We start from the raw sequence: 21,594 nt of genomic DNA, 5'->3' as shown, positions 1-21,594 counted from the left end.
CGATGAACCTCCTGCGCTGGTCGTCGTTGCACCTTAGTCTGGGACCGTGGTGGACGACGACGACGTCGACGACCCCCAGGGGGTGGCCTCCGGCGCTGACCGGCGGCGACGCATCCGCGCCCGCATGGAGCGTCTCTACCCGCTGTGCCGCTCCATCACCGGTGACGGCGTGCGCGCCACCCTCGACGTGATCGAGCAGGACCTCCCGGCCGGGGTGGAGCTCGTGCGGCACGAGGTGCCCTCGGGCACGCAGGTCCACGACTGGGTCGTCAACGAGGAGTGGAACGTCCGCGGCGCGCACATCGCCGACGCCACCGGGCGCCGCCTCGTCGACCTGGCCGACCACACGCTGCACCTGGTCAGCTACTCGGTGCCCGTGCGCGCCACGATGACCCTCGAGGAGCTGCGACCGCACCTGCACACGCTGCCCGAGCACCCCGACTGGATCCCGTACCGCACGACCTACTACGCCCGGACCTGGGGCTTCTGCCTGCCGCACCGCCGGGTGGCGGAGCTGGAGGAGGCGGCCCGGCTGGGGCCCTTCGAGGTCGTCGTGGACTCCACGCTCACCCCGGGCTCGCTGACGTACGGCGAGATCTTCCTGCCCGGCAGCGAGGAGGGCGAGATCCTGCTCTCGGCCCACCTGTGCCACCCGTCGCTGGCCAACGACAACCTCTCCGGGCTCAGCGTGGCCGCCGAGCTCGTCCGCACGCTCGCCGAGCGGCCGCGCCGGCTCGGCGTCCGCCTCGTGCTGGCGCCGGGCACGATCGGCTCGATCACCTGGCTCAGCCGCAACCCGGCCGGGCTGGAGCGGATCCGGCACGGCCTGGTGCTCACCGGCCTCGGCGGCCCCGGCCCGCTGGTCTACAAGCGGACCCGGCGCGGTGCCCGGCCGGTCGACCGCGCTGCCGAGCTCGTCGTGCGCGACCGTGGCGGCGAGGTGCGCGACTACTCGCCGTACGGCTACGACGAGCGGCAGTACAACGCCCTCGGCTTCGACCTGCCGGTGGGCCGGATCTCCCGGACCCCGCACGGCGAGTACCCGGAGTACCACACCTCCGCCGACGACCTCGGGTTCGTCACCGACGACGAGCTCGTGGCGTCGTACGACGCGGTGCTGGAGGTGCTCGAGGCGCTGCAGCACGACCGCACCTACCGCAACCTGAGCCCCTACGGCGAACCCCAGCTCGGTCGCCGGGGCCTGTACCCCACGACCGGCGGCAAGAGCGCCACGGCGGCCGTGATGGCGATGCTGTGGCTGCTCGCGAGCGCGGACGGGGCGACCTCGTTGGTCGAGGTGGCCGAGGTGTCGGGGGTCCCGGTGCGGGACCTGCACCGCGCGGCCGAGGACCTGCTCGGAGCGGGTCTCCTGGCGCTCGAGCCGGACGACGACTGACCCGCTCACCACTATTGGGCATCTTCGCCCGTGTGCCCGCGGGAGCCCCGCACCGGGTTCCTAGGCTCTGGCCACGGGTCGTGTGGGCCCGGCCCGTCGCCCGACCCTGAGCGGCGCGGACGAGCGGGAGGTGCGTGTGCGTGGAGATGCCTGCCCGCCCGGTACGGGGTCGGCCATGAGTCCTGAGGGCTCCCGCGTCGTGCTGGGAGCCACATCGGAACGCGTGCGGATCCTGTTCATCTCGGGTCAGCACCTGGTCGCGGACGCGGTCCGGGTCGCCTTGGAGAGCCGAGGCGTCGAGGTGGTCGTCCCGGCCTGGACCGGGCGCGCCTCCGACAGCATCACCCGCCAGCGGTTGGTGGGGTGGCAGGTGGGAGCGGGCCTGGTCGTCGGGGACTTCCTCGGACCGGAGCAGCGCGAGGCCGCCGGCCTGCTCGGACGCCTGCCGCTGCCGTGGCTGCTGCTCGTGGAGGAGCCCGCCGACCCGGGCTGGAGCGAGCTCGTGGACAGCGGCGCCACCGGCGTCGTGCCCAGCTCGGTCGCCCTGGACGACCTCGTGGCCCGGCTCGCCGACCTGGTGCTGGGCCGGGCCCGGGCCGCGTGGCCCGACCGGGACCAGCTGGAGGAGGAGTGGCGGCTGCGCCGTGTGGAGCAGGAGGACCAACGCCTGCGGATGGCCACGCTGAGCCCTCGCGAGCACTCGGTGCTGGCGCTGCTGCACGACGGGTTGTCGGTCCGCGAGATCGCGGAGCTCACCGGGGTCCGGGAGGGCACCGTGCGCAGCCAGGTCAAGGCGGTGCTGCGCAAGCTCGGGGTCAGCTCCCAGCTCGCCGCCGTCGCCCAGTTCCAGCGCTGGTCCGAGCAGCCCGAACGGCCCTGACGGCCCTGACGGCCCTGACGGCTCGCCGGCGTTGCCGGACCGGGCTCAGTACGCGCCGCGGCTGCGCAGCACCGCGGGCACGGTGCGCAGCAGGATCCAGGCGTCCAGGCGCAGGCTCCAGTTGTCGACGTAGCGCGAGTCCAGCCGGACGGTGGCGGCCCAGGGCAGGTCCGAGCGCCCGGAGACCTGCCACAGCCCGGTGATGCCCGGACGCACCGCGAGCCGGCGCATCGCGTCCTCGTCGTAGGCGGTGACCTCGCCCGGCAGCGGGGGCCGGGGCCCGACCAGGGCCATCTCGCCGCGCACCACGTTGATCAGCTGGGGGAGCTCGTCGAGCGAGGTCCTCCGCAGCCACCTGCCGAGCCGGGTCACGCGGGGGTCCTGACGCATCTTGAAGAGCACGCCGTCGCTGTCGTTGCTGGCGTGCAGCGCGTCCTTCTGCTCCTCGGCGTCCACGTGCATGGTGCGCAGCTTGTGGATGGAGAACACCGCGCCGTCGCGGCCCACCCGGGGCTGGTGGAAGAACGCCGGGCCCGGCGACTCGAGACGCACGAGCACGGCGAGGACGAGCAGCAGCGGTGCCAGCACCATCAGGGCCGCGGCGCTGGCGCCGCGCTCCCACAGCTGCTTGACGACGCGTCGGGGTCCCGTCAGGTCGGCGTGGCGCACGTAGAGGAGGGACAGGTCGCCGGTGCGTCGCAGTGCGGCCCGGCCCGAGTCGACGCCGTGCAGACCCGGACCGATGAGCAGGTCGACCTGGTCGCGCTCGAGGAGCCAGCCCAGGCGGCGCAGGGAGGTCGGGTCGAGGTGGCGGCAGGGCAGGGCCACCACGCAGTCCGCCTGGTGGGTCCGGGCCAGTGCCGCGACCGAGGTGAACCCCGGGGCGGTGGGCAGGACGAAGCCGGAGCAGCCCTTGGGACCGGCGACGCACACGCCGACCACGACGACCTGGGCGCTGGCCTGCAGCTCGTCCACGAGCCGTCGGACCGGGCGGCGGTGGCCCACCAGGACCACCCGGGTCGGCCGGGGGGAGCGCAGCGACGAGGCGTAGCGCATCCCCCCGCTGCCGACCACGACCGCGGCGGACGCGGCGACCAGGTCGTCGGAGGGCAGGGTGAGGGTGGTGATGCCGTTCAGCACCCCGCCGACCGCCACCAGGTGGATGCCGGCCAGGGCGAAGCGGGCCAGGTCGCCACGGGTGGGCACGGGACGGGGGTCGTAGCTCCGCGCCGCGCCGAGCAGCACGATCCACACCAGGGCGAACGCGACGATCAGCGTCGGTCCGGGCACCAGGTCGCCGGGCAGCAGCATCCAGCCGGCGACGGTCGCACCCAGCGCGTCGGCCGCGAGCAGCAGCTGCCACCTGCGTCGTCGTACCGGCACGGCCGCGTGCGTGGGCTGGTGCTCCACCTCGGGCGCGACGTGCGGGCTGCGGAAAGCGAAGGCGCTCATGTTCCCCCCCACCTCGCACCGGCTCCTGGCCCCGTGCAGCCAATCTAGGAGCCGAGCCGGTGCGTGGCATGCCGCGAATGCGGTAAGCCGGTGGGGGAGTGCTCAGTGCGAGACGAGCCGGGTCTGCACCCGGTGGGCCAGGCCGACGGCGGCGAGCTGCGAGCACACCTCGAGCTTGGCCAGGATCGACTTGACCTGGGTGCGCACCGTGGCCTCGGAGACGAACGACGCGCGGGCGATCTCCCGTACGGTCGTGCCCTCCATGAGGCAGTGCAGCACCTCCCGCTCACGAGGCGTCAACCGGGCCAGCCGGGCGCGCACGTCCTGCAGCTCCTGCTTCTCCTGGTGGTAGACCAGCATCAGCCGCTCGCGCTCCTCACGACTCATCACCGGGCGTCCGTCGCCGATCAGGCGGATCGTGGCCAGGATGGTGTTCAGGGACGCCGTCTTCTCCAGCACCGCTCGGGCGCCGCGGCGCAGGCACTCGCCCCACACGGCCTCCCGGGTGTCGCCGGTGACCACCACCACGGCAGCCCGGGAGCGCACCAGCGGCTCGATGAAGCGGGTCCCGGGGCCGGCGCTGCCGAGGTCCAGGTCCAGCAGCACCACCCGGGGCCGCACCCGCAGCAGCGCGGTGAGCAGCCAGCCGGCAGGGACCACGGTCTGGACGGGCACCTCGATGCGGTGCACGTCGTGTCCCTCCAGCGTGAGCGCCACCTCGAGGGACTCGGCGAAGAGGAGGTGGTCCTCGACGACGGCTACGCGGGTCAGGCCGAGTGCACGTGGCATGGGCTGGGCTCCTCCTGGGACAGGGGGACGGGTCGAGCAGCGGGTGTGGGGTGTCGGCAGGAGCCGACTCGAGCGTCAGGGTGAAGGTGCAACCGGGGTGCCGGTCCTCCAGGTGGAGCTCGCCACCGCAGCGGGCGGCCAGCCGTCGGGCCAGGCTCAGGCCGATCCCGGCGCCCGGCGAGGTGGCCGCCTTGGCGCCCCGCTGGAAGAGCGACGTCCGGAGGTCCGCAGCGACCCCGGGGCCCTCGTCGTGCACGCGGACGAGCACGCGGGACCCGGCCCGGCGTACGTCGACCTCGACCGGCGCACCCGGTGCGTGCCGGGCCGCGTTGCTCAGCAGGATGTCGAGGATCTCGCCGATGTCACCGATGTGGTGGTGGTGGCCCAGCACCTGCTGCGCACAGCCGGACCAGGCCACGCGCTGCCCGCGCAGGCGGGCGGCGGCCACCGCGCTGTCGACCACCGGTCCGAGCGCCAGCTCGTGACCGGCCGGGTCGGGCGGCGGGGCCGGGACGTCGAGGTCGGGCGCGGAGGCGGGCAGTCCGTGCGCCAGCAGGGCGTCGATCCGGTCGAGGTCGCGCGCCCGCAGCTCCTCGAGCCTGGCGCGGGTCGCCTCCTCGAGGGTGTCACCGTGCTCCTGCAGCAGGCGCTCGCTGAGCAGCAGGCCCGCGAGCGCGGTGCGCAGCTCGTGCAGGGTGTCCTCGTCCTCGTCGAGCCGGCGCTCGGTCTCGTGCACCTGGGAGCGGGCCCGGACCAGCTCGCTGTGCGTGAGCCGGTGCACGACGCGAGCGTGCTCCCAGGCCACCAGGAGCACCAGCAGCGTGACCAGCACCAGCCCCTGGGCCGGGGTGGCGAGCGGGCTCCCGGCCCGGCTCAGCAGCACCGAGGCCACGAGGAGACCCAGGACCCCGACGGCGACCAGCGCGGCACCCACCGGCACGTGTTCACGCCGGGGTGTCCTCCCCCGCCCGGTCGCCGCCGGGTCCTCGTCCAGGTGTGGAGCGTGCTCGCTGTCGCTCATGTAGGCCTCCCGTCCTGCCCACAAGTCGGCCACAGACGAGGTACCGCATCGTGATACCAGCGTGAAATCTCGGCGGCTGTGAGCAGCGGTGGTCGTCATGGTCTCGAGACCTCGTCCTGCGGACGGGCATCCGAGACGTCGACGACCTGCTGCGCCAGGACGCGCACCTTGACCTGCTGGTGCTGGGAGAGCCGGCGCAGGTAGGCCATCGCCTGCTCCGAGGTCAGTGTGAAGCGTTCCATGAACAAGCCCTGCGCCTGGGCGATCAGGGCGCGGGACTGCAGCGCCGCGCGCAGGTCCTCCACCTGCTCGACCATGGTCAGGAGCAGGGCCGCCAGGCGCACGCAGTCGACGGCGCGGTCCCGCTCGTTGGAGTCGAAGGCGCCGGGTCGGCGGGCGTACAGGTCCAGGGCCAGGGGGCGGTGGGCCAGGCTCGGCAGGACGATCACCTGCATCGCCCGGTAGCCGGCGTCCGTGAGCGCCCGGGCCCACTGCGGCCACCGCTCCTCCGCTGCCAGGTCGGGGACGACGACCCGGTCGCCGCTGAGCGCACGCACCTCGTGGGCCGGTCCGCCCGGGTGGGACCAGAGGGCGGCGATCTCCGCGTCGTCGGAGCTGGCGAAGCGCTCCGGGGCACCGTCGCCCCTCCAGGTCAGCAGGCCAGCCACATCGGCCTGCAACATCTGCAGGGCGGCGCCGAGCAGGCACCTGCACGCCTCGTCCAGGCCGTCGCTGGCCCTGATGGCCTGCGCGAGAGCGTCGACGCTCTCGTCCGTCACGTCGCCTCCTCCAGGGACATGCACGGGATGCGGCGCGGCCCCCCGGCCGTTTCACTGTGCCACAAGCCGGAGCCCAGCGATAGCGCCCTGGACGGGGCTTGACGCGCTGGGGTCCACTCGTCACCGTGGACTCGTGCTGCGCGCCGCCTGCCCCCGCTGCCCCGCGCCGGTCGCCCCGATCGGTGACGGTTCCCCCCTGTGGTCGTGCCCCGAGCACGGGCCGGTGGCGGCGCTGTGGCGTCCCGACGAGGCGTCGTACGACGGGTTCGCCGAGCACCTGCTGCGCAGCAAGCCGTTCCCGACGTTCCTGCCCTGGCCGCTGAGCCCGGGCTGGAGCGTCACCGACTTCGCCGCGGTCGGTCAGGACGAGGGCGTGGTCGCCACCATGACCTGTGTCAGCGGCAGCAGCGCGCTCGACGGGCCGGTCGACGTGCACGTGGTCAGCGAGGAGCCGGGCACCGGGTTCGCCGCGCGGGTCGCCGGCACCGGGCACGCCGATCCCGGCCGCGAGGTGGGCGTGGGGCCGTCGGAGGTGCGGGTGCGCCTGGAGCGGCAGCCGGTGGCGCTGTGGACGGTGTCGACCAGCGCGGCGCCGGGGGAGTGGGACCGGTCGGTGCTCGCCGGTGAGGCGCACGGGCGCTGGTTGTGGATCGTGGTGCGCCCGGCGGCGGCCGTCCTGCTGCTGCGCGACGAGTGGATCCTGCGCGACGTCTCCGAGGTCGGCCCGGTCGTCGTCGAGCTGCCCTTCAGCGGTCCTGCGCCGACCTGGTGAACGCGAGTGCGTCGGCGCGCCCGCCTAGGGTGGCCGCGTGCGCATCGACCTCCACACCCACTCGCGCGCCAGCGACGGCACCCAGTCGCCGGCCGAGCTGGTGCACGCCGCGGTGGCGGCCGACCTCGACGTGCTCGCGCTGACCGACCACGACACCGCTGCAGGCTGGGACGAGGCCGCCGGTGCCGCGAGCGCCGCGGGGCTGCGCCTGGTCCGGGGGATGGAGATCAGCACCCGCTTCGACGGGCAGGGCGTGCACCTGCTCGCCTACCTGCCCGACCCGTCGTACCCGCCGCTGGCCGCGGAGCTCGAGCGCATCCTGGAGGGCCGCAGGTCGCGGGTGCCGGGCATCCTCGAGGGCCTGCGCGGGGCCGGGATCTCGTTGACCGAGGCCGACGTGGCCCGGGTCTCGGGCCACAGCGCCGCCAGCGGCCGCCCGCACGTCGCCGACGCCCTGGTGGCGCTCGGCGTGGTCGCCGACCGCACCGAGGCCTTCGACCGGCTCCTGAGCCCCGGCCGCCCGGGGTACGTCGACCGGTACGCCGCGCCGCTGCGGGACATGATCGGCCTGGTCGCCGCGGCGGGAGGTGTCTCCGTGGTGGCGCACGTGTGGGGGCGCCGGCACGACGAGTCCCCGGACGGCCGGGCGCTCGCGGAGCTGGCCGGGCTGGGCCTCGCCGGGATCGAGGTGGACCACCAGGACCACTCTCCCGCCGCCCGGGAGCGGCTGCGCGGGATCGCGCGCGAGCTCGACCTGGTCGTCACCGGCTCCAGCGACCACCACGGCGACGGCAAGGTCGACCACGACCTGGGGTGCCACACCACGGCCCCGGAACAGCTCGAGCGGCTGCTCGACCTGGCCGCCGCCGCAGCGCTGGCCTCCGGGCGCGACGCGCCCGGCCCGGTCTGAGCGCTACTTCCGGCCGAGACCCTGCAGCCGCTGGAGCAGGCCGCCGGGGACCAGCCTGGCGGCACCCGTGATGACCTTGTAGCGCGCGCTCGGGATCGAGAACACCTTCCCCTTCGCGAGGTCGGCGAGCGCCGTGCGCACCAGGTCGTCGGCGTCGAGCCACAGGAAGTCGGGCGCCGACTCCTGGCTGACGTCCATGCGCTCGTGGAACTCGGTGCGCACGAAGCCGGGGCACAGCGTCGTCACGGTCACGCCCTGCGGGCCGTACTCCGCCGCCGCCCACTCCCCGAGCTTGTTCACGTAGGCCTTGGCCGCCGAGTAGGAGCCGCGGGGCAGGAAGGACGCCACGCTGGAGACGTTGAGGATCTCGCCGCCGCCGCGCTCCACCATCGGGCCCAGCGCGGCGTGCATCAGCCGCATCACCGCGGTCACGAGGACGTCGAGCATCGCGGTCTCGGCGTCGACGTCGTTGTCGAGGAACCGGCCCTTGAGCCCGAAGCCGGCGTTGTTGACCAGCAGGTCGACCGGTGCGGACCGGTCCTGGAGACGGAGCTCGACCCGGTGCAGCTGCTCGCGGTCGGCCAGGTCGGCGGGCAGCACCTCCACCTCCACGCCGAAGCGGGTGCGCAGGTCGTCGGCGACCTGGCCCAGGCGCTGCTCGTCGCGCGCGACCAGGACCAGGTCGTGGCCGCGCTCGGCGAGCTGGACGGCGAAGCTGTGACCGATGCCGGCGGTGGGTCCGGTGATCAGGGCACGCGGTCGGCGGGAGCCGTCGTGGCTCGAGGTGCGGGACATGGCAGCAGTACAACAGAGGGAAGTGCCCGGCGCGGCCCCGAGTCCGGCATGATGAGGCGCGATGACCACCACACTCGCCGTCGCCAACCAGAAGGGCGGCGTCGCCAAGACCACGTCCGTGGCCTCCCTCGGCGCCGCGCTCGTCGAGCTCGGCCACTCCGTCCTGCTGGTCGACCTGGACCCGCAGGCGTGCCTGACGTTCTCCCTCGGCATCGACCCCGAGGACCTCGAGACGTCCGTGCACCACGTCCTCACCCGCGGCGTCGACGCCGCCGACGTGATCATCTCGACCGAGGACGGGGTGGCCCTGCTCCCGGCGACGATCGAGCTGGCGCGGGCCGAGGCCGACCTGCTCACCCGCACCGGCCGCGAGCACGTCGTCAAGGGCGTCATCGAGGACCTCGGCGACACCTACGACTGGGTGATCCTGGATTGCCCGCCCTCGCTGGGCGTGCTCACCGTGGCCGCGCTGACCGCCGCCGACGGGGTCCTGGTCCCGCTGCAGTGCGAGACCCTGTCGCACCGGGGCGTGGGCCAGCTGCTCGACACCGTGCACGACGTGCGCCGCTTCACCAACCGCGACCTCGAGGTGTGGGGCGTGCTGCCCACGCTCTACGACGGCCGCACCAACCACGCGCGCACCGTGCTCGACACGATCTCCGAGACCTACGACCTCGAGGTCGTCGAGCCGCCGATCCCCAAGACCATCAAGTTCGCCGAGGCGCCGGCCGCCGGCCGCTCGATCCTGGCCACGAGCCGCAACAGCAAGGGTGCGAAGGCCTACCGCGAAGCGGCCGCCAACCTGGTGCTGCGCTCCCAGCGTCCGCGCAGCCGGCAGACGACGAAGCGGTAGCCGGTCGTGGCGCGTCACCGTCTCGAGCCCGGGCCGCGGTTGCGGCGCGGCCGGGCCGCCTCGCTCGGCGCCGCCCTGGTGGTCACGGGCGTGGCCGTCCTCGGCGGGGTCGGCCTGCTGCCGGGCGAGGACGTCGGGGACGCCTCGGCGGTGGAGGTCGCCCGCGACCCGGCGCCGCGTGGTGCGCTCGTCCCCGCACCGCAGCCCGTCGTCCGGGCCGTCTCGGTCGAGCCGACCGTGCCGGCGCCGGCCCCGGCCGGGTCCGGCGAGGGGCGTCGCATCGTGTTCGCCCAGGCCGACCAGCGGGTCTGGCTGGTGGACGCCGACGAGGCCGCGGTGGCGACGTACCTGGTCTCGGGCAGCCTGGGCGACAACCTGCAGCCGGGCAGCTACGAGGTCTTCTCGCGCTCCGAGGACGCCTGGGGCATCGACGACTCCGGGACCATGAAGTGGTTCGTGCGCTTCACCCGCGGTCCGTCCGGTGCCGCCATCGGCTTCCACGACATCCCGATCGACGACGGCGCGCCGGTCCAGCGCGTCGCCGACCTCGGCACCCCGCAGTCGCACGGGTGCATCCGTCAGAAGCGGTCCGACGCCAAGGCCCTGTGGGCCTTCGCACCCCTGGGCACCACCGTCGTCGTCGTCCCCTGACCCGGCCCAGATATCCCGCCCACCCGGCCCAGATAGACCACCGAGCCGGCCCGAAGTGACCTGCAGGCTCAGGGCCTGCGGTCATTTCAGGCCGACTCAGTGAGAGATCCGGGCCGACTCGCGGTGTGGGTCAGGCGTCGGTGCTGGCGGGCTGGCCGCCCTGCCCGCCACCGGAGCGGCGACGGCGGCGGCGACGGGGAGCGCCCGAGCCGGTGGCCTCGCCCTCGACGGGCTTCTCCACCTTCTCGCCGGCGTCGTTGGTGCTGACCTCGGCCACCACCTCGCCGGAGCGGCTGCGGGTGCGGTCGCGGTTGCGGTCGCGGGAGGGGCGCTGGCCCCCGTCGCGGCCGCCGTCGCGGCCGCCCTCACGGTTGGCGCGGGGCTCGCGCGGCGCCTCGGGCACGATGCGGCCCTTGGTGCCGGCGGGGATGCCCTGGTCCGAGAAGAGGTGCTCGGAGGTCGAGTAGGTCTCCTGCGGGGAGTCGAAGGGCAGGTCGAGGGTCTTGTTGATCATCTTCCAGCGGTGCAGGTCGGCCCAGTCCACGAAGGTGATCGCGATGCCGGTGGCGCCCGCGCGGCCGGTGCGCCCGATGCGGTGGACGTAGGTCTTGTCGTCCTCGGGGCAGGTGTAGTTGATGACGTGCGAGACACCGCGCACGTCGATGCCGCGGGCCGCGACGTCGGTGGCGACGAGCACCCGGACCTTGTCCTCGCGGAACTTCGTCAGCGCCTTCTCACGAGCCACCTGCGCCATGTCGCCGTGCAGCGGGCTGGCCGCGAAGCCGCGCTCGGACAGGTCGTCGGCGATGCGCTGGCTCTGACGCTTGGTGCGCGTGAAGACGATGATCTTCTCGGCGTCCTTGGCCTGGAGGATGCGGCCGATGATCTCGGGCTTGTCGAGGTCGTGGGCCTGGTAGATGAACTGCGCCGTGAGCGGCACGGTCGCGTTCTCGTACGACGACTCCGCGCGGATGTTCATCGGCGTGCGCATGTGGGTGCGCGCCAGCGCGACGATCGCGGAGGGCATCGTGGCCGAGAACAGCATGGTCTGGCGCGTCGCCGGCGTCATCTTCAAGATCCGCTCGACGTCGGGCAGGAAGCCCAGGTCCAGCATCTCGTCGGCCTCGTCCAGGACCAGCGCGTGCACGTGGCCCAGGTCGAGGGCGCCGCGGTGGGCGAGGTCGATGAGGCGCCCGGGGGTGCCGACGACGACGTCGACGCCGGTCTGCAGGGCCTCCAGCTGCGGCTCGTAGCCCACGCCGCCGTAGACGGTGAGCACCCGCAGGCCGAGGTCCTTGCTGGCCACGGCGAGGTCGTTGGAGACCTGCAGGGCCAGCTCGCGGGTCGGGGCCACGATGAGCGCCTGCGGCTTGCCCTGCGGGATGTCGGCGTACGCCGGGTCGCTGAGCGTGACGCTGCGCTGCAGCACCGGGATGCCGAAGGCGAGGGTCTTGCCGGTGCCCGTGCGGGCCTGGCCGATGAGGTCGGTGCCCTGCAGGGCGACGGAGAGGGTCATCTCCTGGATGGCGAAGGGTGTGGTGATGCCGGCGCGCTCGAGCGCGTCGCAGATCCCGGGGAGGACCCCCAGGTCGCGGAAGGTGGTCACGTTGAGTGCTCTGCTTTCGTCGTCAGCCGCGGTGGGCCGTATGGCTCGGAGCGGCGGACCGGGCGGACTGCGAGAGCTCGCTGGCGCGTCTGCCGCGCACATGCTGGCGGGTGGTTTCCCGCCTCGGCGCCGTGCCCGGGTGCCCGCGCGTGGCGGCACCGGCACAGCAGTCGATGGGCCCAGGGTATCGGTAGGGTGCGCGCATGACTGAATCCCAGGGCGGCGACACGCCCGCCTCGCGGGCCCACGAGGCCGAGATCGCGCTGGCCGACCCGGCCTACCGCGAGGCCGTCGTCGACCTGCTCGGAGTCCTCGCCTACGGCGAGATCTCGGCCTTCGAGCGGCTCGCCGAGGACGCCAAGCTGGCGCCCACGCTGGAGGACAAGGTCGCGATCGCGCGGATGGCGGCCGGTGAGATCGACCGGGTGGAGCCGCTGCACCGGCGCATCCGTGAGCTGGGTGGCGACCCCTTCGTGGCGATGGCGCCGTTCCGCAGCGCCCTGGACCTCTTCCACGAGCACACCGCCCCCTCGGACTGGTACGAGGGGCTCATCAAGGCCTACGTCGGGGACGGTCTCGCCGACGACTTCTACCGCGAGATCGCGGCCTACCTCGACGCCGGCACCCGCGAGCTGGTGCTCTCCTCGCTGGAGGAGAGCACGCACGCCGCCTTCGTGGTGGACCGGGTGCGGGCCGGCATCGCGAGTGACCACCGGCTCGGAGGTCGGCTCGCGCTGTGGGGGCGCCGGCTGATGGGTGAGGCCCTGATCCAGGCGCAGCGGGTCGCTGCCGAGCGCGAGGCACTGTCGGCGCTGCTGGCCGGGGGAGTGGACCGCCCGGGGCTCGACCTGGCGGCGCTGGGACGGTTGTTCACCCGGCTCACCGAGCGGCACACCGAGCGGATGAGCGAGCTCGGCCTCGACGCCTGAACCGGCCCGCTCACGCGCTCGGCGTGGTCCTCAGCTGCGGAAGCCGACGGTGCCGACCGTCGAGGTGCCGAGCTCGACGTAGGCGAGCTTGGCGGCGGGGACCAGCACGGTGCGGCCCTTGGTGTCGGTCAGGGTCAGCACGCCGCCGGACTCCACGACCTCGGCGATCTGCTGCTGCACCTTCTCGGGCGTCTCGTCGGTCTCGACGCTGAGCTCGCGCTGCGCCTGCTGGATGCCGATCTTGACCTCCACGGGTCCTCCTCATGTTGGGTGCTGCTGGGGGTTGCTCGGGGTGCTGCTGGATCAGTGCTCGTCGGCCTTGGGGTAGCCACGGATCCCGCGCCAGGCCAGACCGGCGATCAGCGCGGCCGCGTCGGAGCGGTCGATGCCAGCGGTGTCGTTGAGCCAGAACCGCGCACTGACCTGGGCCATTCCCACCAGGGAGACCGCCAGCAGCCGGGATGCCTCGTCGGGCAGGCCCGTGTCCTCGCGGATGACCTCGGCGATCATCGCGGCGCACTCGTTGGTCACCCGGTCGACCATCTGGCGCACCGCGACCTCGTTGGTGAGGTCGGACTCGAAGACCAGGCGGAAGGCGCCGTTGTCGTTGGCGACGTAGTCGTAGAAGACGTCCATGGTCGCCGCCACGCGCTGCTTGTTGTCCTGGGTGGAGGCCAGCGCGTCGCGGCAGTTGTCGATGACCTGGTCGCAGGAGGTGTCCAGCAGGGCCAGGTAGAGGTCCATCTTGCCGGGGAAGTGCTGGTAGAGCACCGGCTTGGAGACGCCGGCCCGCTCGGCGATGTCGTCCATCGCGGCGGCGTGGTAGCCGGAGGCGACGAAGACGCCGAGCGCGGACTCGAGCAGCTGGGCACGGCGCTCGCGGCGCGGCATCCGGGCCCCGCGTGGTCGGGCGCTCGCGGGCGCGTCCGCCCCTACCCCGATGTCGTACTGGCCAGCTGCCACGACTGCTCTCCTCGGGGGTCGTCCGGGATCGTCCGGAGGGGTGGTCTGGGATCGTGCGGCGTGAGCCTACCCCGCGGTAGGGACGGTCCGGATGACGGGACGCCGCAGGATGGGAGCGCCGCGACGGCCACGATGGAGCGACGCCGCAGGGAACAGGACCAGGTGCCCGGCTGTTAGGACCACCACACCCTGCGAACCGACCGAGGAGCCCAGCAGTGACGACCTACCCCGCACTCGTCGAGCCGGCAGCCGAGCTGTCCGTCGACGAGGTACGCCGCTACAGCCGCCACCTGATCATCCCCGACGTGGGCATGACGGGTCAGAAGCGGATGAAGAACGCCAAGGTGCTCGTCATCGGTGCCGGTGGGCTCGGCAGCCCCGCGCTCCTCTACCTGGCCGCCGCCGGGGTCGGCACGATCGGGATCGCCGAGTTCGACGAGGTCGACGAGTCGAACCTGCAGCGCCAGATCATCCACACCCAGTCCGACATCGGGAAGTCCAAGGCGGTCTCGGCCAAGGAGTCGATCGCCGAGGCGAACCCCTACGTCGAGGTCGTGCTGCACGAGACGCGGCTCGACAACGACAACGTGATGGACGTCTTCCGCGGCTACGACCTGATCGTCGACGGCACCGACAACTTCGCGACCCGCTACATGGTCAACGACGCCGCCTACTTCCTCGGGATCCCCTACGTCTGGGGCTCGATCTACCGCTTCGACGGCCAGGCGTCGGTGTTCGCGCCGTCGATGTCCGACGAGGCGCCCTGCTACCGCTGCCTGTACCCCGAGCCCCCGCCGCCGGGCATGGTCCCCAGCTGCGCCGAGGGCGGCGTGCTGGGCGTGCTGTGCGCGCAGATCGGCTCGATCCAGGTCAACGAGGCCATCAAGCTGATCATGGGTGCCGGTGAGCCGGCCATCGGTCAGCTGGTCATCTACGACGCCCTCGAGCTGGAGTGGCGCAAGCTCAAGGTCCGCAAGGACCCCGACTGCCGGCTGTGCGGCCCGAACGCCGACGTCACCGGGCTCATCGACTACGACGCCTTCTGCGGCGCGATCTCCGAGGACGCCGCCGACGCCGCGGCCGGGTCGACCATCTCGGTCACCCAGCTCGAGCAGATGCTGAAGGAGCGCGAGGCCGGCACCCGGAAGTTCACGCTGGTCGACGTGCGCGAGGTCAACGAGTACGAGATCAACAAGATCCCCGGCTCGGTGCTGATCCCCAAGGGCGAGTTCCTCAACGGCAACGCGCTCGAGCAGATGCCGGCGGACGAGCAAATCGTCCTGCACTGCAAGTCCGGCGTGCGCTCGGCCGAGGCCCTGGCGGTCCTCAAGGGCGCCGGGTTCGACGACAGCGTGCACGTCGGCGGCGGCGTGGTGGCCTGGGTGAACCAGATCGACCCGAGCCAGCCGTCGTACTGACGCGTTCCACCTCGCCCTGAGCGATCGTTGCGCCCGGGTAGTCCGTTGTGACTACTCGGGCGTAACCCGTTCGGGGGGTCGCTCGTTGTCGGGGGAGGAAGTGACCTGCGTCTCGGACAGGTCACCCACCCCGACCAGGAGGACATCGCACCGATGAAGACCGCCAGCTCGACCATCCGTCGCACCACCAGCGCGCTCGCCGTGCTCGCCGCCGCGGGCCTCGGCACCGCCGCCGCCACGTCGGCCCCCGCCGTCGCGGCGCCCAGCTGGGCGCCGGCCGACGAAGCCGCGATCACCCCGGGCACCCAGATGTACACCGACGGCGCCCAGTGCACCTCCAACTTCGTCTTCACCGACGGCGCCGCCAACGTCTACGTCGGCTACGCCGCCCACTGTGCCGGCATGGGCGCGGCCACCGACACCAACGGCTGCCTCAACGACTCGCTCCCGCTGGGCACCAAGGTCGACTTCGCCGAGGGCGGCAGCCTGCTGAGCTCCGGCACCACGATCGGCACCGGCGAGCTGGTCTACTCCTCGTGGCGCACCATGCGCGACATCGGCACCACCGACGAGAACGCCTGCGCCTACAACGACTTCGCGCTGGTCAAGGTGGACGCCGCCGACGTCGACAAGGTCAACCCGAGCATCCCGTTCTGGGGCGGCCCGACCGGCATCGACACCGACGGCACCGCTGCAGGCGACCGGGTCTACACCTACGGCAACTCCAGCCTGCGCGCCGGCCTCGAGCCGCTCTCGCCCCACACCGGCATCAGCCTCGGTGACAGCGCCGGCGACGACGGCTGGAGCCACCCGCTCTACACCGTGACCCCGGGCGTGCCCGGCGACTCCGGCTCGGCGTTCGTCAGCGAGGACGGCGAGGCCATCGGCACGCTGTCCACCCTGGGCCTGGCCCCGCTGCCGGCCTCCAACAACATCGGCGACCTCGACCGGGAGCTGGCGTTCGCGCAGCAGCACTCCGGCATCGCGGGTCTCGAGCTGGCCCTGGGCACGGAGCCCTTCTCGCCCCTGCTCTGAACCTGATCAGCTCGACGCCCCCGCTCGCGTAGCCGAGCGGGGGCGTCGGTCGTTGAGGGGGCATGCGCACCCGATCCTGGACCGCCCGTGCCCGCACGGCGCCGGCCCCTGCCCCCGTCCTGCTGCTCGTCGTGACGGCGCTGGCCCTCGTGGCCGCCCTCGTGGGGCCGCTGGGCGCCGAGGCGCAGGCCGCTCCCGCGGGCCGGCACGACCGCTGGGCGCCGGTCGCGGCGGCGACCATCACCCCGGGCGTGCAGATGTACACGGACGGCGCGCAGTGCACCGCCAACTTCGTCTTCACCGACAAGCGCGGCCGCGTCTACGTCGGGTACGCCGCCCACTGCGCCGGCCTGGGGGAGGCCACCGACACCAGCGGGTGCACCACGGACACGCTGCCGCGCGGGACCACGGTGAAGTTCGCCCGAGGCGGCAACCTCGCCTCCAACGGGACCATCGTGGGTCGGGGCCGCCTGGCCTACTCCTCCTGGGACACGATGGCGCGGCTGGGCACCACCGACGCCGACACCTGCGACTACAACGACTTCGCGCTGGTCAAGGTGCAGCGCCGCCACGTCGACCGGGTCAACCCCACCGTGCCGTTCTTCGGCGGCCCGACCGGGCTCTCGCGCACCGGCGCCCCCGCCGGCTCGCCGGTCTACAGCTACGGACAGTCCAGCCTGCGCCCCACCGCGCTGCTCTCCCCGAAGTACGGGTTCTCCCTCGGCGGGTCCGGCGACTGGAGCTGGGACGTCTACACGCTGACCCCGGGCATCCCCGGGGACTCCGGCAGCGGGTTCCTCGACGCCGACGGCGCCGCGTTCGGCACCCTGTCCACCGTGGCCCTCGCCCCGCTGCCGCTGTCCAACGGCGTCGGCGACCTGGCCTCCGAGCTGGACTTCGCCCGCCGGCACTCCGGCATCCCCGGCCTGCGCCTGGCGAGCGGCACCGAGCCGTTCTCGGCACTCCCGCTGGGGTAGGTTCTGGCCGCGTGCGGCACCCAGAGGATCCCGAGCGGTACGTCGAGGACGTGCTCGCCTGCGTGGAGCAGGTGCCGCGGGGGCGCGTGACGACGTACGGCGCCATCGCCGAGGCCGTGGGCCGCTACGGACCGCGCCGGGTCGGCAACGTGATGGCCACCCACGGCGCCGCCGTCGCGTGGTGGCGCGTGGTGCGCGCCGACGGCTCGCTGCCGCCCAGCCACGACGCCGAGGCACGGCAGGCCTACCTGGAGGAGGGCACCGCGCTGCGCCCGTCCGGGTCGGTCGACCTCGGCGCTGCGTTCTTCGAGCCGCGCCCACCCCTGCCTGACCCGAGCAGGGACCCGCTCTTCGAGCTGGCCGGCACCCTGCGCGCGGCGTACGAGGAGGTCGACTGGGCGCGCACCTGCCTCGGCGCGCCGGCGTCCTGGAGCCCCCGGCTGCGCAGCACCCTGGCGATGGCGCTCGACACGCGCTTCGCGATGGCGCTGCTGTGGGGGCCCGACCTCGTGCTGCTCTACAACGAGGCCTTCGTCGAGCTGATCGCCGACAAGCACCCCAGCGCGCTCGGGTCGCGCTCGGCGGACGTCTTCCCCGAGGTCTGGGACCAGATCAGCCCGATGCTGCACGGCGTCCTGGCCTCCGGCGAGCCCACGTGGACCGTCGACGCGCTGGTCCCGCTGCAGCGCTCCGGCTTCCTCGAGGAGTGCTACTTCACCTACTCCTACTCGCCGGTCCGCGCGCCCGACGGTGGCGTCGAGGGCATCGTCGACATCGTCACCGAGACCACCCGCCAGGTGGTGGCTCGCCGACGCCTGCAGGTCCTGACGCGCCTGGGACAGAACCTGTCGCAGGCCTCGAGCGCCGCCGCCCTGGTCGAGCTGGCGCTGCAGGAGCTCCGGGCCGACCCGCAGGACCTCGCGCAGGTCGACCTGGAGCCGGGGGCGCTGCGCGACGCGTTCACGCTCGAGGGCGTCGCGCGCCCGGGGGAGGGGGCCCGCGCCCGCTTCGCGCTCCCGACCTCCGACCCCAGGGCGCCCCAGCAGCACCTCGTCCTGCGGCTCAGCGACCAGCTCGCCCTCGACGAGGACTACGTGGACTTCCTGCGCTCGCTCGCCGGCACCCTGCGGCAGGGCCTGCAGGTGCTGGCCGCCCGCGAGGCCGACCGGCAGATCTCCGAGGCGCTGCAGCGCAGCCTGCTGACCCGCCCGGCGCACGGGCCGACCCTCGAGGTCGCGGTGCGCTACCAACCGGCGTCGGAGAAGGCCCGCGTCGGGGGCGACTGGTACGACGCCTACGTGCTGCCCGACGGTGCCGTGGCGGTGATGGTCGGGGACGTCGCCGGCCACGACCAGGTCGCGGCCGCCGCGATGGGCCAGCTGCGCAACCTCACCCGCGGCGTGGCCTACAGCGCCCGTCTGGCGCTGCCCGCCCGGGTGCTCAGCGACCTGGACCGGGCGATGGCCGGGCTCGGGGTCGGCGAGGTCGCCACCGCGGTCCTGGCCGTGGTCGAGGACGGTGGCCCCGACGGCCAGCTGCTGCACTGGAGCAACGCGGGGCACCCGCCGCCGCTGGTGATCGAGGCCGACGGCACGGTGCGGCTGCTGGAGGAGACGCCGGACCTGCTCCTGGGCCTGGACCCCGACACGCCCCGCAGCGACCACCGGCTGCGGCTGCGTCCCGGCGACACCCTGCTGCTCTACACCGACGGCCTGGTGGAGCGCCGCGGCGCCGGCCTCGACGAGGGCCTGGCCTGGCTGGTCGGTGCGCTGGCCGGCTGGGGAGGCGCGGACCCCGAGGCGCTGTGCGACCACCTGCTCGGCGAGGTCGGGGTCGTCGAGGACGACCTGGTCCTGCTGGTGCTGCGCGCCCGCACCTGAGGACCGGCCCGACGACCGGCCCGACGCCTGACCCGGCGCCCGTCCCCACGCGCGGGGCCGTCCCTGCCGTATGCTCGCCAACCGTCCGGGAGGCCCCGGACGCGCTGCGAGGAGGCACACGATTCCTGGTCCCGAGGCCGAGCAGGCACCCCACGGCACCGTCCCCATCGGACTGATCCTCGGGGGCGTGCAGAAGGCGGCCACGAGCACCCTCTACCGGGTCCTCGTCAGCCACCAGCACATCACACGCGCCCCGCAGAAGGAGTGGCACTTCTTCGACGACGACACCCGCGACTGGCAGCGCCCGGACCTCAGCGACTACCACGTCGCGCTGCGCGCGGCCCGGTCGAAGGCGACGATGGGCGTCGACGCGACGCCGTCGTACCTGTTCTGGCCGGGGGCGCTGGAACGCATCCACGCCTGGAACCCCGACGTACCGCTGATCTTCTGCTTCCGCGACCCGATCGAGCGCGCCTTCTCGCACTGGGTGATGAACTGGACCCGCCGGCTGCCGGCCGAGGAGCGGATCACCTTCGCCGAGTCGGTGCGCATCCCCTACGACCCGTCCTGGGTCGGCACCCGCCCCGAGGGCTGGGACGACAAGGGCCTGCGCACCCGCACCGTCGTGGCACGCGGCTTCTACGGCGCCCAGCTGGCCCGGGTGCACTCGATCTTCCCGAGCGAGCAGGTGCACGTCGTCGACTTCCACCAGATGGTCAAGGCGCAGCACGAGACCGCCGAGGACCTCGTCGCCCGCCTGGGGCTGCCGCCGTACAAGAAGCGCTTCGAGCCGCTGGCCCGCAGCGCCTCGAGCACGGACTTCGAGGCCGAGGCGCCCACCGCCGACGACATCGCGGTGCTGCGCGACCGGTTCGCCGACGACCACCGCGCCTTCAGCGCGTCCTCCGGTCTCGACACCTCGGGGTGGACCACCAGCCGGCTGCTGGCCGACGAGGTGACCCCGGGCGAGGTCGCGGAGAAGCTGGCCCGCAAGGCCGGCCTGCGCCCGTGAGAGCGGTGGACCGGTCGGTAACCAGCACACTGGGCGGGTGAGCGACCCGAGCAGCGACCGCACCAGCGGGCGCACCAGCGAGTGGATGTACCGGACCCTCCACACCGTGGTGCCCCCGGTGCTCCGGACGCTGGGGCGACCGCACGTCGAGGGTCTGCACCACGTGCCGGCCACCGGCGGGGTGCTGCTGGCCAGCAACCACCTCTCGTTCGTCGACTCGGTGGTGATCCCGGTCGTGGTGCCACGCCAGGTGGCGTTCCTGGCCAAGTCCGACTACTTCACCGGCACGGGGCTGCGCGGAGCGGCCCAACGCGCCTGGTTCGAGGGCCTGGGGATGCTCCCGGTCGACCGCGACGACCCGCGGGCGGCGCGGGGCAGCCTCGACACGGCGCTGGAGGTGCTCGCCCGCGGCGACGCCTTCGGGCTCTACCCCGAGGGATCCCGCTCGCGCGACGGCCGGCTCTACCGCGGCCGCACCGGCGTGGCGCACCTGGCGCTCACCGCCGGGGTCCCGGTCGTCCCGGTCGGGCTGGTCGGCACCGACCGGCTCCAGCCCGTCGGCGCGCGCTTCCCGCGCCCGGTGCGGGTCACCGTCCGCTTCGGTGCGCCCGTGCTCCCGGGGGCCCGCTTCGAGGACATGCCCGCCGGGCGGGCGCGCCGGCAGCTGACCGACGAGGTGATGGCCGCGATCGCCGCCCTCAGCGGCCAGCCCGAGGCCGGGGTCTACAACGAGCGCGGCCCCGTCTGAGCGACGTGGGCCCGATCGCTCAGCTGCTGCTGGGCTTGGGCAGCTGGGGGATGAGCCAGGACAGGAAGGCGTCCTGGCTGCGGGTCTGCAGGTAGATCCGACCGGGCCCGGTCAGGTCGCAGACCAGGCCCTCGCCCGAGAACAGCGTCGACCTCCAGCCGCCGACCTTGCGCACGGCGTACTGCACGCCCTCGGTCCAGGCGACCATGTGCCCGGTGTCGACGGTCCAGGTCTGGCCCGGGGCGAGGTCGATGTGGTGGATGGCGCCGTACGAGGACAGCACCACCTCGCCGCGGCCGGCCAGGCGGAGCATGAACAGGCCCTCACCGGAGAAGAACCGGGTGCCACCGCCCCACCTGGTGTCGATCTCGACGCCCGAGGACGCGGCCAGGTAGGAGCCCGAGGTGACGAACAGCTGGCCGTCCAGCGGCCAGGACACGACGTCACCGGGCAGGGACGGCGCCAGGTACATCTCGGCGCCGTCCTGCTGGGCGGTGAAGGTGTTCATGAAGAACGACTCGCCGCCGAGCAGGGAGCGCTTGAGCCCCTTGAGCACCCCGCCCTGCGTGGACGTCTCCATGCTGATGCCGGGCGACATGGCCAGCATCGCGCCGGACTCGGCCCGCACCGACTCCCCGGCGGCCAGGGTCAGGCGGGCGGTGGCGTAGGCGGGGCTGAAGAGGACCTCGGTCTGCATGCCAGCAACCTAGTCCTGGATCCTGCGGATT

General features: G+C 73.4%; 21 protein-coding genes and 1 pseudogene. 13 read left to right on the top strand and 9 right to left on the bottom strand.

Annotated features, from left to right (window positions below):
- The first annotated feature begins 46 nt into the window (after nucleotides 1-46).
- Together I601_RS00425 and I601_RS00420 are read left to right on the top strand one after the other, a co-directional pair.
- Complete coding sequence (locus I601_RS00425; protein ID WP_237089511.1) at nucleotides 47-1,396, top strand: DUF4910 domain-containing protein; 1,350 nt, start codon at nucleotides 47-49, stop codon at nucleotides 1,394-1,396.
- A gap of 223 nt (nucleotides 1,397-1,619) precedes the next feature.
- Nucleotides 1,620-2,276 (top strand): helix-turn-helix transcriptional regulator, encoded by a 657-nt coding sequence (locus tag I601_RS00420; protein WP_068105034.1) that lies wholly within the window; start codon nucleotides 1,620-1,622, stop codon nucleotides 2,274-2,276.
- Between the two features lie 45 nt (nucleotides 2,277-2,321).
- On the opposite strand, the gene I601_RS00415 is transcribed toward I601_RS00420, so the two are convergent.
- The 4 genes and pseudogenes from I601_RS00415 to I601_RS00400 all read right to left on the bottom strand — a co-directional run bounded on the left by I601_RS00415 (nucleotide 2,322) and on the right by I601_RS00400 (nucleotide 6,317).
- Nucleotides 2,322-3,728, bottom strand: coding sequence for an exopolysaccharide biosynthesis polyprenyl glycosylphosphotransferase (locus I601_RS00415; RefSeq protein ID WP_068105032.1), 1,407 nt, complete (start codon nucleotides 3,726-3,728; stop codon nucleotides 2,322-2,324).
- 102 nt (nucleotides 3,729-3,830) lie between these two features.
- Nucleotides 3,831-4,517 (bottom strand): response regulator transcription factor, encoded by a 687-nt coding sequence (locus tag I601_RS00410; RefSeq protein WP_068105029.1) that lies wholly within the window; start codon nucleotides 4,515-4,517, stop codon nucleotides 3,831-3,833.
- 127 nt (nucleotides 4,518-4,644) lie between these two features.
- Nucleotides 4,645-5,538, bottom strand: a pseudogene (locus I601_RS21945) (sensor histidine kinase); the annotation flags it as partial.
- A gap of 95 nt (nucleotides 5,539-5,633) precedes the next feature.
- A complete protein-coding gene (locus I601_RS00400) occupies nucleotides 5,634-6,317 on the bottom strand; it encodes a GAF and ANTAR domain-containing protein (protein ID WP_068105022.1) in 684 nt (227 codons plus the stop codon).
- A 133-nt stretch (nucleotides 6,318-6,450) separates the two neighbouring features.
- Here I601_RS00400 and I601_RS00395 point away from each other — a divergent pair, with 133 nt between their 5' ends.
- Nucleotides 6,451-7,089 carry a DUF6758 family protein gene (locus I601_RS00395; protein ID WP_237089510.1) on the top strand — a complete coding sequence of 213 codons (639 nt, stop codon included), beginning with the start codon at nucleotides 6,451-6,453 and terminating at the stop codon, nucleotides 7,087-7,089.
- Nucleotides 7,090-7,126: 37 nt separating this feature from the next.
- Nucleotides 7,127-7,999, top strand: coding sequence for a PHP domain-containing protein (locus I601_RS00390; RefSeq protein WP_068105019.1), 873 nt, complete (start codon nucleotides 7,127-7,129; stop codon nucleotides 7,997-7,999).
- A 3-nt stretch (nucleotides 8,000-8,002) separates the two neighbouring features.
- On the opposite strand, the gene I601_RS00385 is transcribed toward I601_RS00390, so the two are convergent.
- Complete coding sequence (locus I601_RS00385) at nucleotides 8,003-8,794, bottom strand: SDR family NAD(P)-dependent oxidoreductase (RefSeq protein WP_068105016.1); 792 nt, start codon at nucleotides 8,792-8,794, stop codon at nucleotides 8,003-8,005.
- Between the two features lie 61 nt (nucleotides 8,795-8,855).
- Here I601_RS00385 and I601_RS00380 point away from each other — a divergent pair, with 61 nt between their 5' ends.
- Together I601_RS00380 and I601_RS00375 are read left to right on the top strand one after the other, a co-directional pair.
- Complete coding sequence (locus I601_RS00380; RefSeq protein ID WP_068105013.1) at nucleotides 8,856-9,647, top strand: ParA family protein; 792 nt, start codon at nucleotides 8,856-8,858, stop codon at nucleotides 9,645-9,647.
- A gap of 6 nt (nucleotides 9,648-9,653) precedes the next feature.
- Nucleotides 9,654-10,298 carry a L,D-transpeptidase gene (locus I601_RS00375; RefSeq protein WP_157519785.1) on the top strand — a complete coding sequence of 215 codons (645 nt, stop codon included), beginning with the start codon at nucleotides 9,654-9,656 and terminating at the stop codon, nucleotides 10,296-10,298.
- A 130-nt stretch (nucleotides 10,299-10,428) separates the two neighbouring features.
- Here I601_RS00375 and I601_RS00370 read toward each other — a convergent pair whose 3' ends face one another.
- Entirely contained in the window at nucleotides 10,429-11,904 is a 1,476-nt protein-coding gene (locus I601_RS00370) for a DEAD/DEAH box helicase (protein ID WP_068105008.1), read from the bottom strand.
- 203 nt (nucleotides 11,905-12,107) lie between these two features.
- Between I601_RS00370 and I601_RS00365 the strand changes: the two genes are divergently transcribed.
- Complete coding sequence (locus tag I601_RS00365; protein WP_068105007.1) at nucleotides 12,108-12,833, top strand: ferritin-like fold-containing protein; 726 nt, start codon at nucleotides 12,108-12,110, stop codon at nucleotides 12,831-12,833.
- Between the two features lie 30 nt (nucleotides 12,834-12,863).
- Here I601_RS00365 and I601_RS00360 read toward each other — a convergent pair whose 3' ends face one another.
- Together I601_RS00360 and I601_RS00355 are read right to left on the bottom strand one after the other, a co-directional pair.
- Nucleotides 12,864-13,085 carry a DUF3107 domain-containing protein gene (locus I601_RS00360; protein ID WP_068105006.1) on the bottom strand — a complete coding sequence of 74 codons (222 nt, stop codon included), beginning with the start codon at nucleotides 13,083-13,085 and terminating at the stop codon, nucleotides 12,864-12,866.
- A gap of 51 nt (nucleotides 13,086-13,136) precedes the next feature.
- Nucleotides 13,137-13,724 carry a TetR/AcrR family transcriptional regulator gene (locus tag I601_RS00355; RefSeq protein WP_068105004.1) on the bottom strand — a complete coding sequence of 196 codons (588 nt, stop codon included), beginning with the start codon at nucleotides 13,722-13,724 and terminating at the stop codon, nucleotides 13,137-13,139.
- A 287-nt stretch (nucleotides 13,725-14,011) separates the two neighbouring features.
- On the opposite strand from I601_RS00355, the gene moeZ reads away from it, so the two are divergent.
- From moeZ to I601_RS00325, 6 genes are all read left to right on the top strand, one after another.
- On the top strand, nucleotides 14,012-15,214 hold the full coding sequence (gene moeZ / locus I601_RS00350; RefSeq protein ID WP_068105003.1) for an adenylyltransferase/sulfurtransferase MoeZ: 1,203 nt from the start codon (nucleotides 14,012-14,014) through the stop codon (nucleotides 15,212-15,214).
- Nucleotides 15,215-15,367: 153 nt separating this feature from the next.
- The gene (locus I601_RS00345; RefSeq protein WP_068105001.1) at nucleotides 15,368-16,249 is read left to right on the top strand and encodes a serine protease family protein; all 882 of its coding nucleotides are present in this window, start codon (nucleotides 15,368-15,370) and stop codon (nucleotides 16,247-16,249) included.
- 62 nt (nucleotides 16,250-16,311) lie between these two features.
- A complete protein-coding gene (locus tag I601_RS00340; protein ID WP_218917725.1) occupies nucleotides 16,312-17,226 on the top strand; it encodes a hypothetical protein in 915 nt (304 codons plus the stop codon).
- Between the two features lie 11 nt (nucleotides 17,227-17,237).
- Complete coding sequence (locus tag I601_RS00335) at nucleotides 17,238-19,106, top strand: SpoIIE family protein phosphatase (protein ID WP_068105000.1); 1,869 nt, start codon at nucleotides 17,238-17,240, stop codon at nucleotides 19,104-19,106.
- A gap of 187 nt (nucleotides 19,107-19,293) precedes the next feature.
- Nucleotides 19,294-20,118 (top strand): sulfotransferase family protein, encoded by an 825-nt coding sequence (locus I601_RS00330; RefSeq protein ID WP_068104998.1) that lies wholly within the window; start codon nucleotides 19,294-19,296, stop codon nucleotides 20,116-20,118.
- Between the two features lie 37 nt (nucleotides 20,119-20,155).
- Nucleotides 20,156-20,866, top strand: coding sequence for a lysophospholipid acyltransferase family protein (locus I601_RS00325; protein WP_237089508.1), 711 nt, complete (start codon nucleotides 20,156-20,158; stop codon nucleotides 20,864-20,866).
- 19 nt (nucleotides 20,867-20,885) lie between these two features.
- Here I601_RS00325 and I601_RS00320 read toward each other — a convergent pair whose 3' ends face one another.
- A complete protein-coding gene (locus I601_RS00320; RefSeq protein ID WP_068104997.1) occupies nucleotides 20,886-21,563 on the bottom strand; it encodes a TIGR00266 family protein in 678 nt (225 codons plus the stop codon).
- Nucleotides 21,564-21,594: the final 31 nt, after the last annotated feature.

This window comes from Nocardioides dokdonensis FR1436 (genome assembly GCF_001653335.1).
Taxonomy (GTDB): domain Bacteria; phylum Actinomycetota; class Actinomycetes; order Propionibacteriales; family Nocardioidaceae; genus Nocardioides; species Nocardioides dokdonensis.
This window is presented reverse-complemented; position numbering and strand designations above follow the sequence as displayed.

Bases quoted from the DNA above. Each gene is read 5' to 3' on its own strand.
- I601_RS00415 (WP_068105032.1), bottom strand. From the start codon at position 3,728: ATGAGCGCCTTCGCTTTCCGCAGCCCGCACGTCGCGCCCGAGGTGGAG.
- I601_RS00410 (WP_068105029.1), bottom strand. From the start codon at position 4,517: ATGCCACGTGCACTCGGCCTGACCCGCGTAGCCGTCGTCGAGGACCAC.
- I601_RS00385 (WP_068105016.1), bottom strand. From the start codon at position 8,794: ATGTCCCGCACCTCGAGCCACGACGGCTCCCGCCGACCGCGTGCCCTG.
- I601_RS00380 (WP_068105013.1), top strand. From the start codon at position 8,856: ATGACCACCACACTCGCCGTCGCCAACCAGAAGGGCGGCGTCGCCAAG.
- I601_RS00365 (WP_068105007.1), top strand. From the start codon at position 12,108: ATGACTGAATCCCAGGGCGGCGACACGCCCGCCTCGCGGGCCCACGAG.
- I601_RS00355 (WP_068105004.1), bottom strand. From the start codon at position 13,724: ATGCCGCGCCGCGAGCGCCGTGCCCAGCTGCTCGAGTCCGCGCTCGGC.
- I601_RS00345 (WP_068105001.1), top strand. From the start codon at position 15,368: ATGAAGACCGCCAGCTCGACCATCCGTCGCACCACCAGCGCGCTCGCC.
- I601_RS00340 (WP_218917725.1), top strand. From the start codon at position 16,312: ATGCGCACCCGATCCTGGACCGCCCGTGCCCGCACGGCGCCGGCCCCT.
- I601_RS00320 (WP_068104997.1), bottom strand. From the start codon at position 21,563: ATGCAGACCGAGGTCCTCTTCAGCCCCGCCTACGCCACCGCCCGCCTG.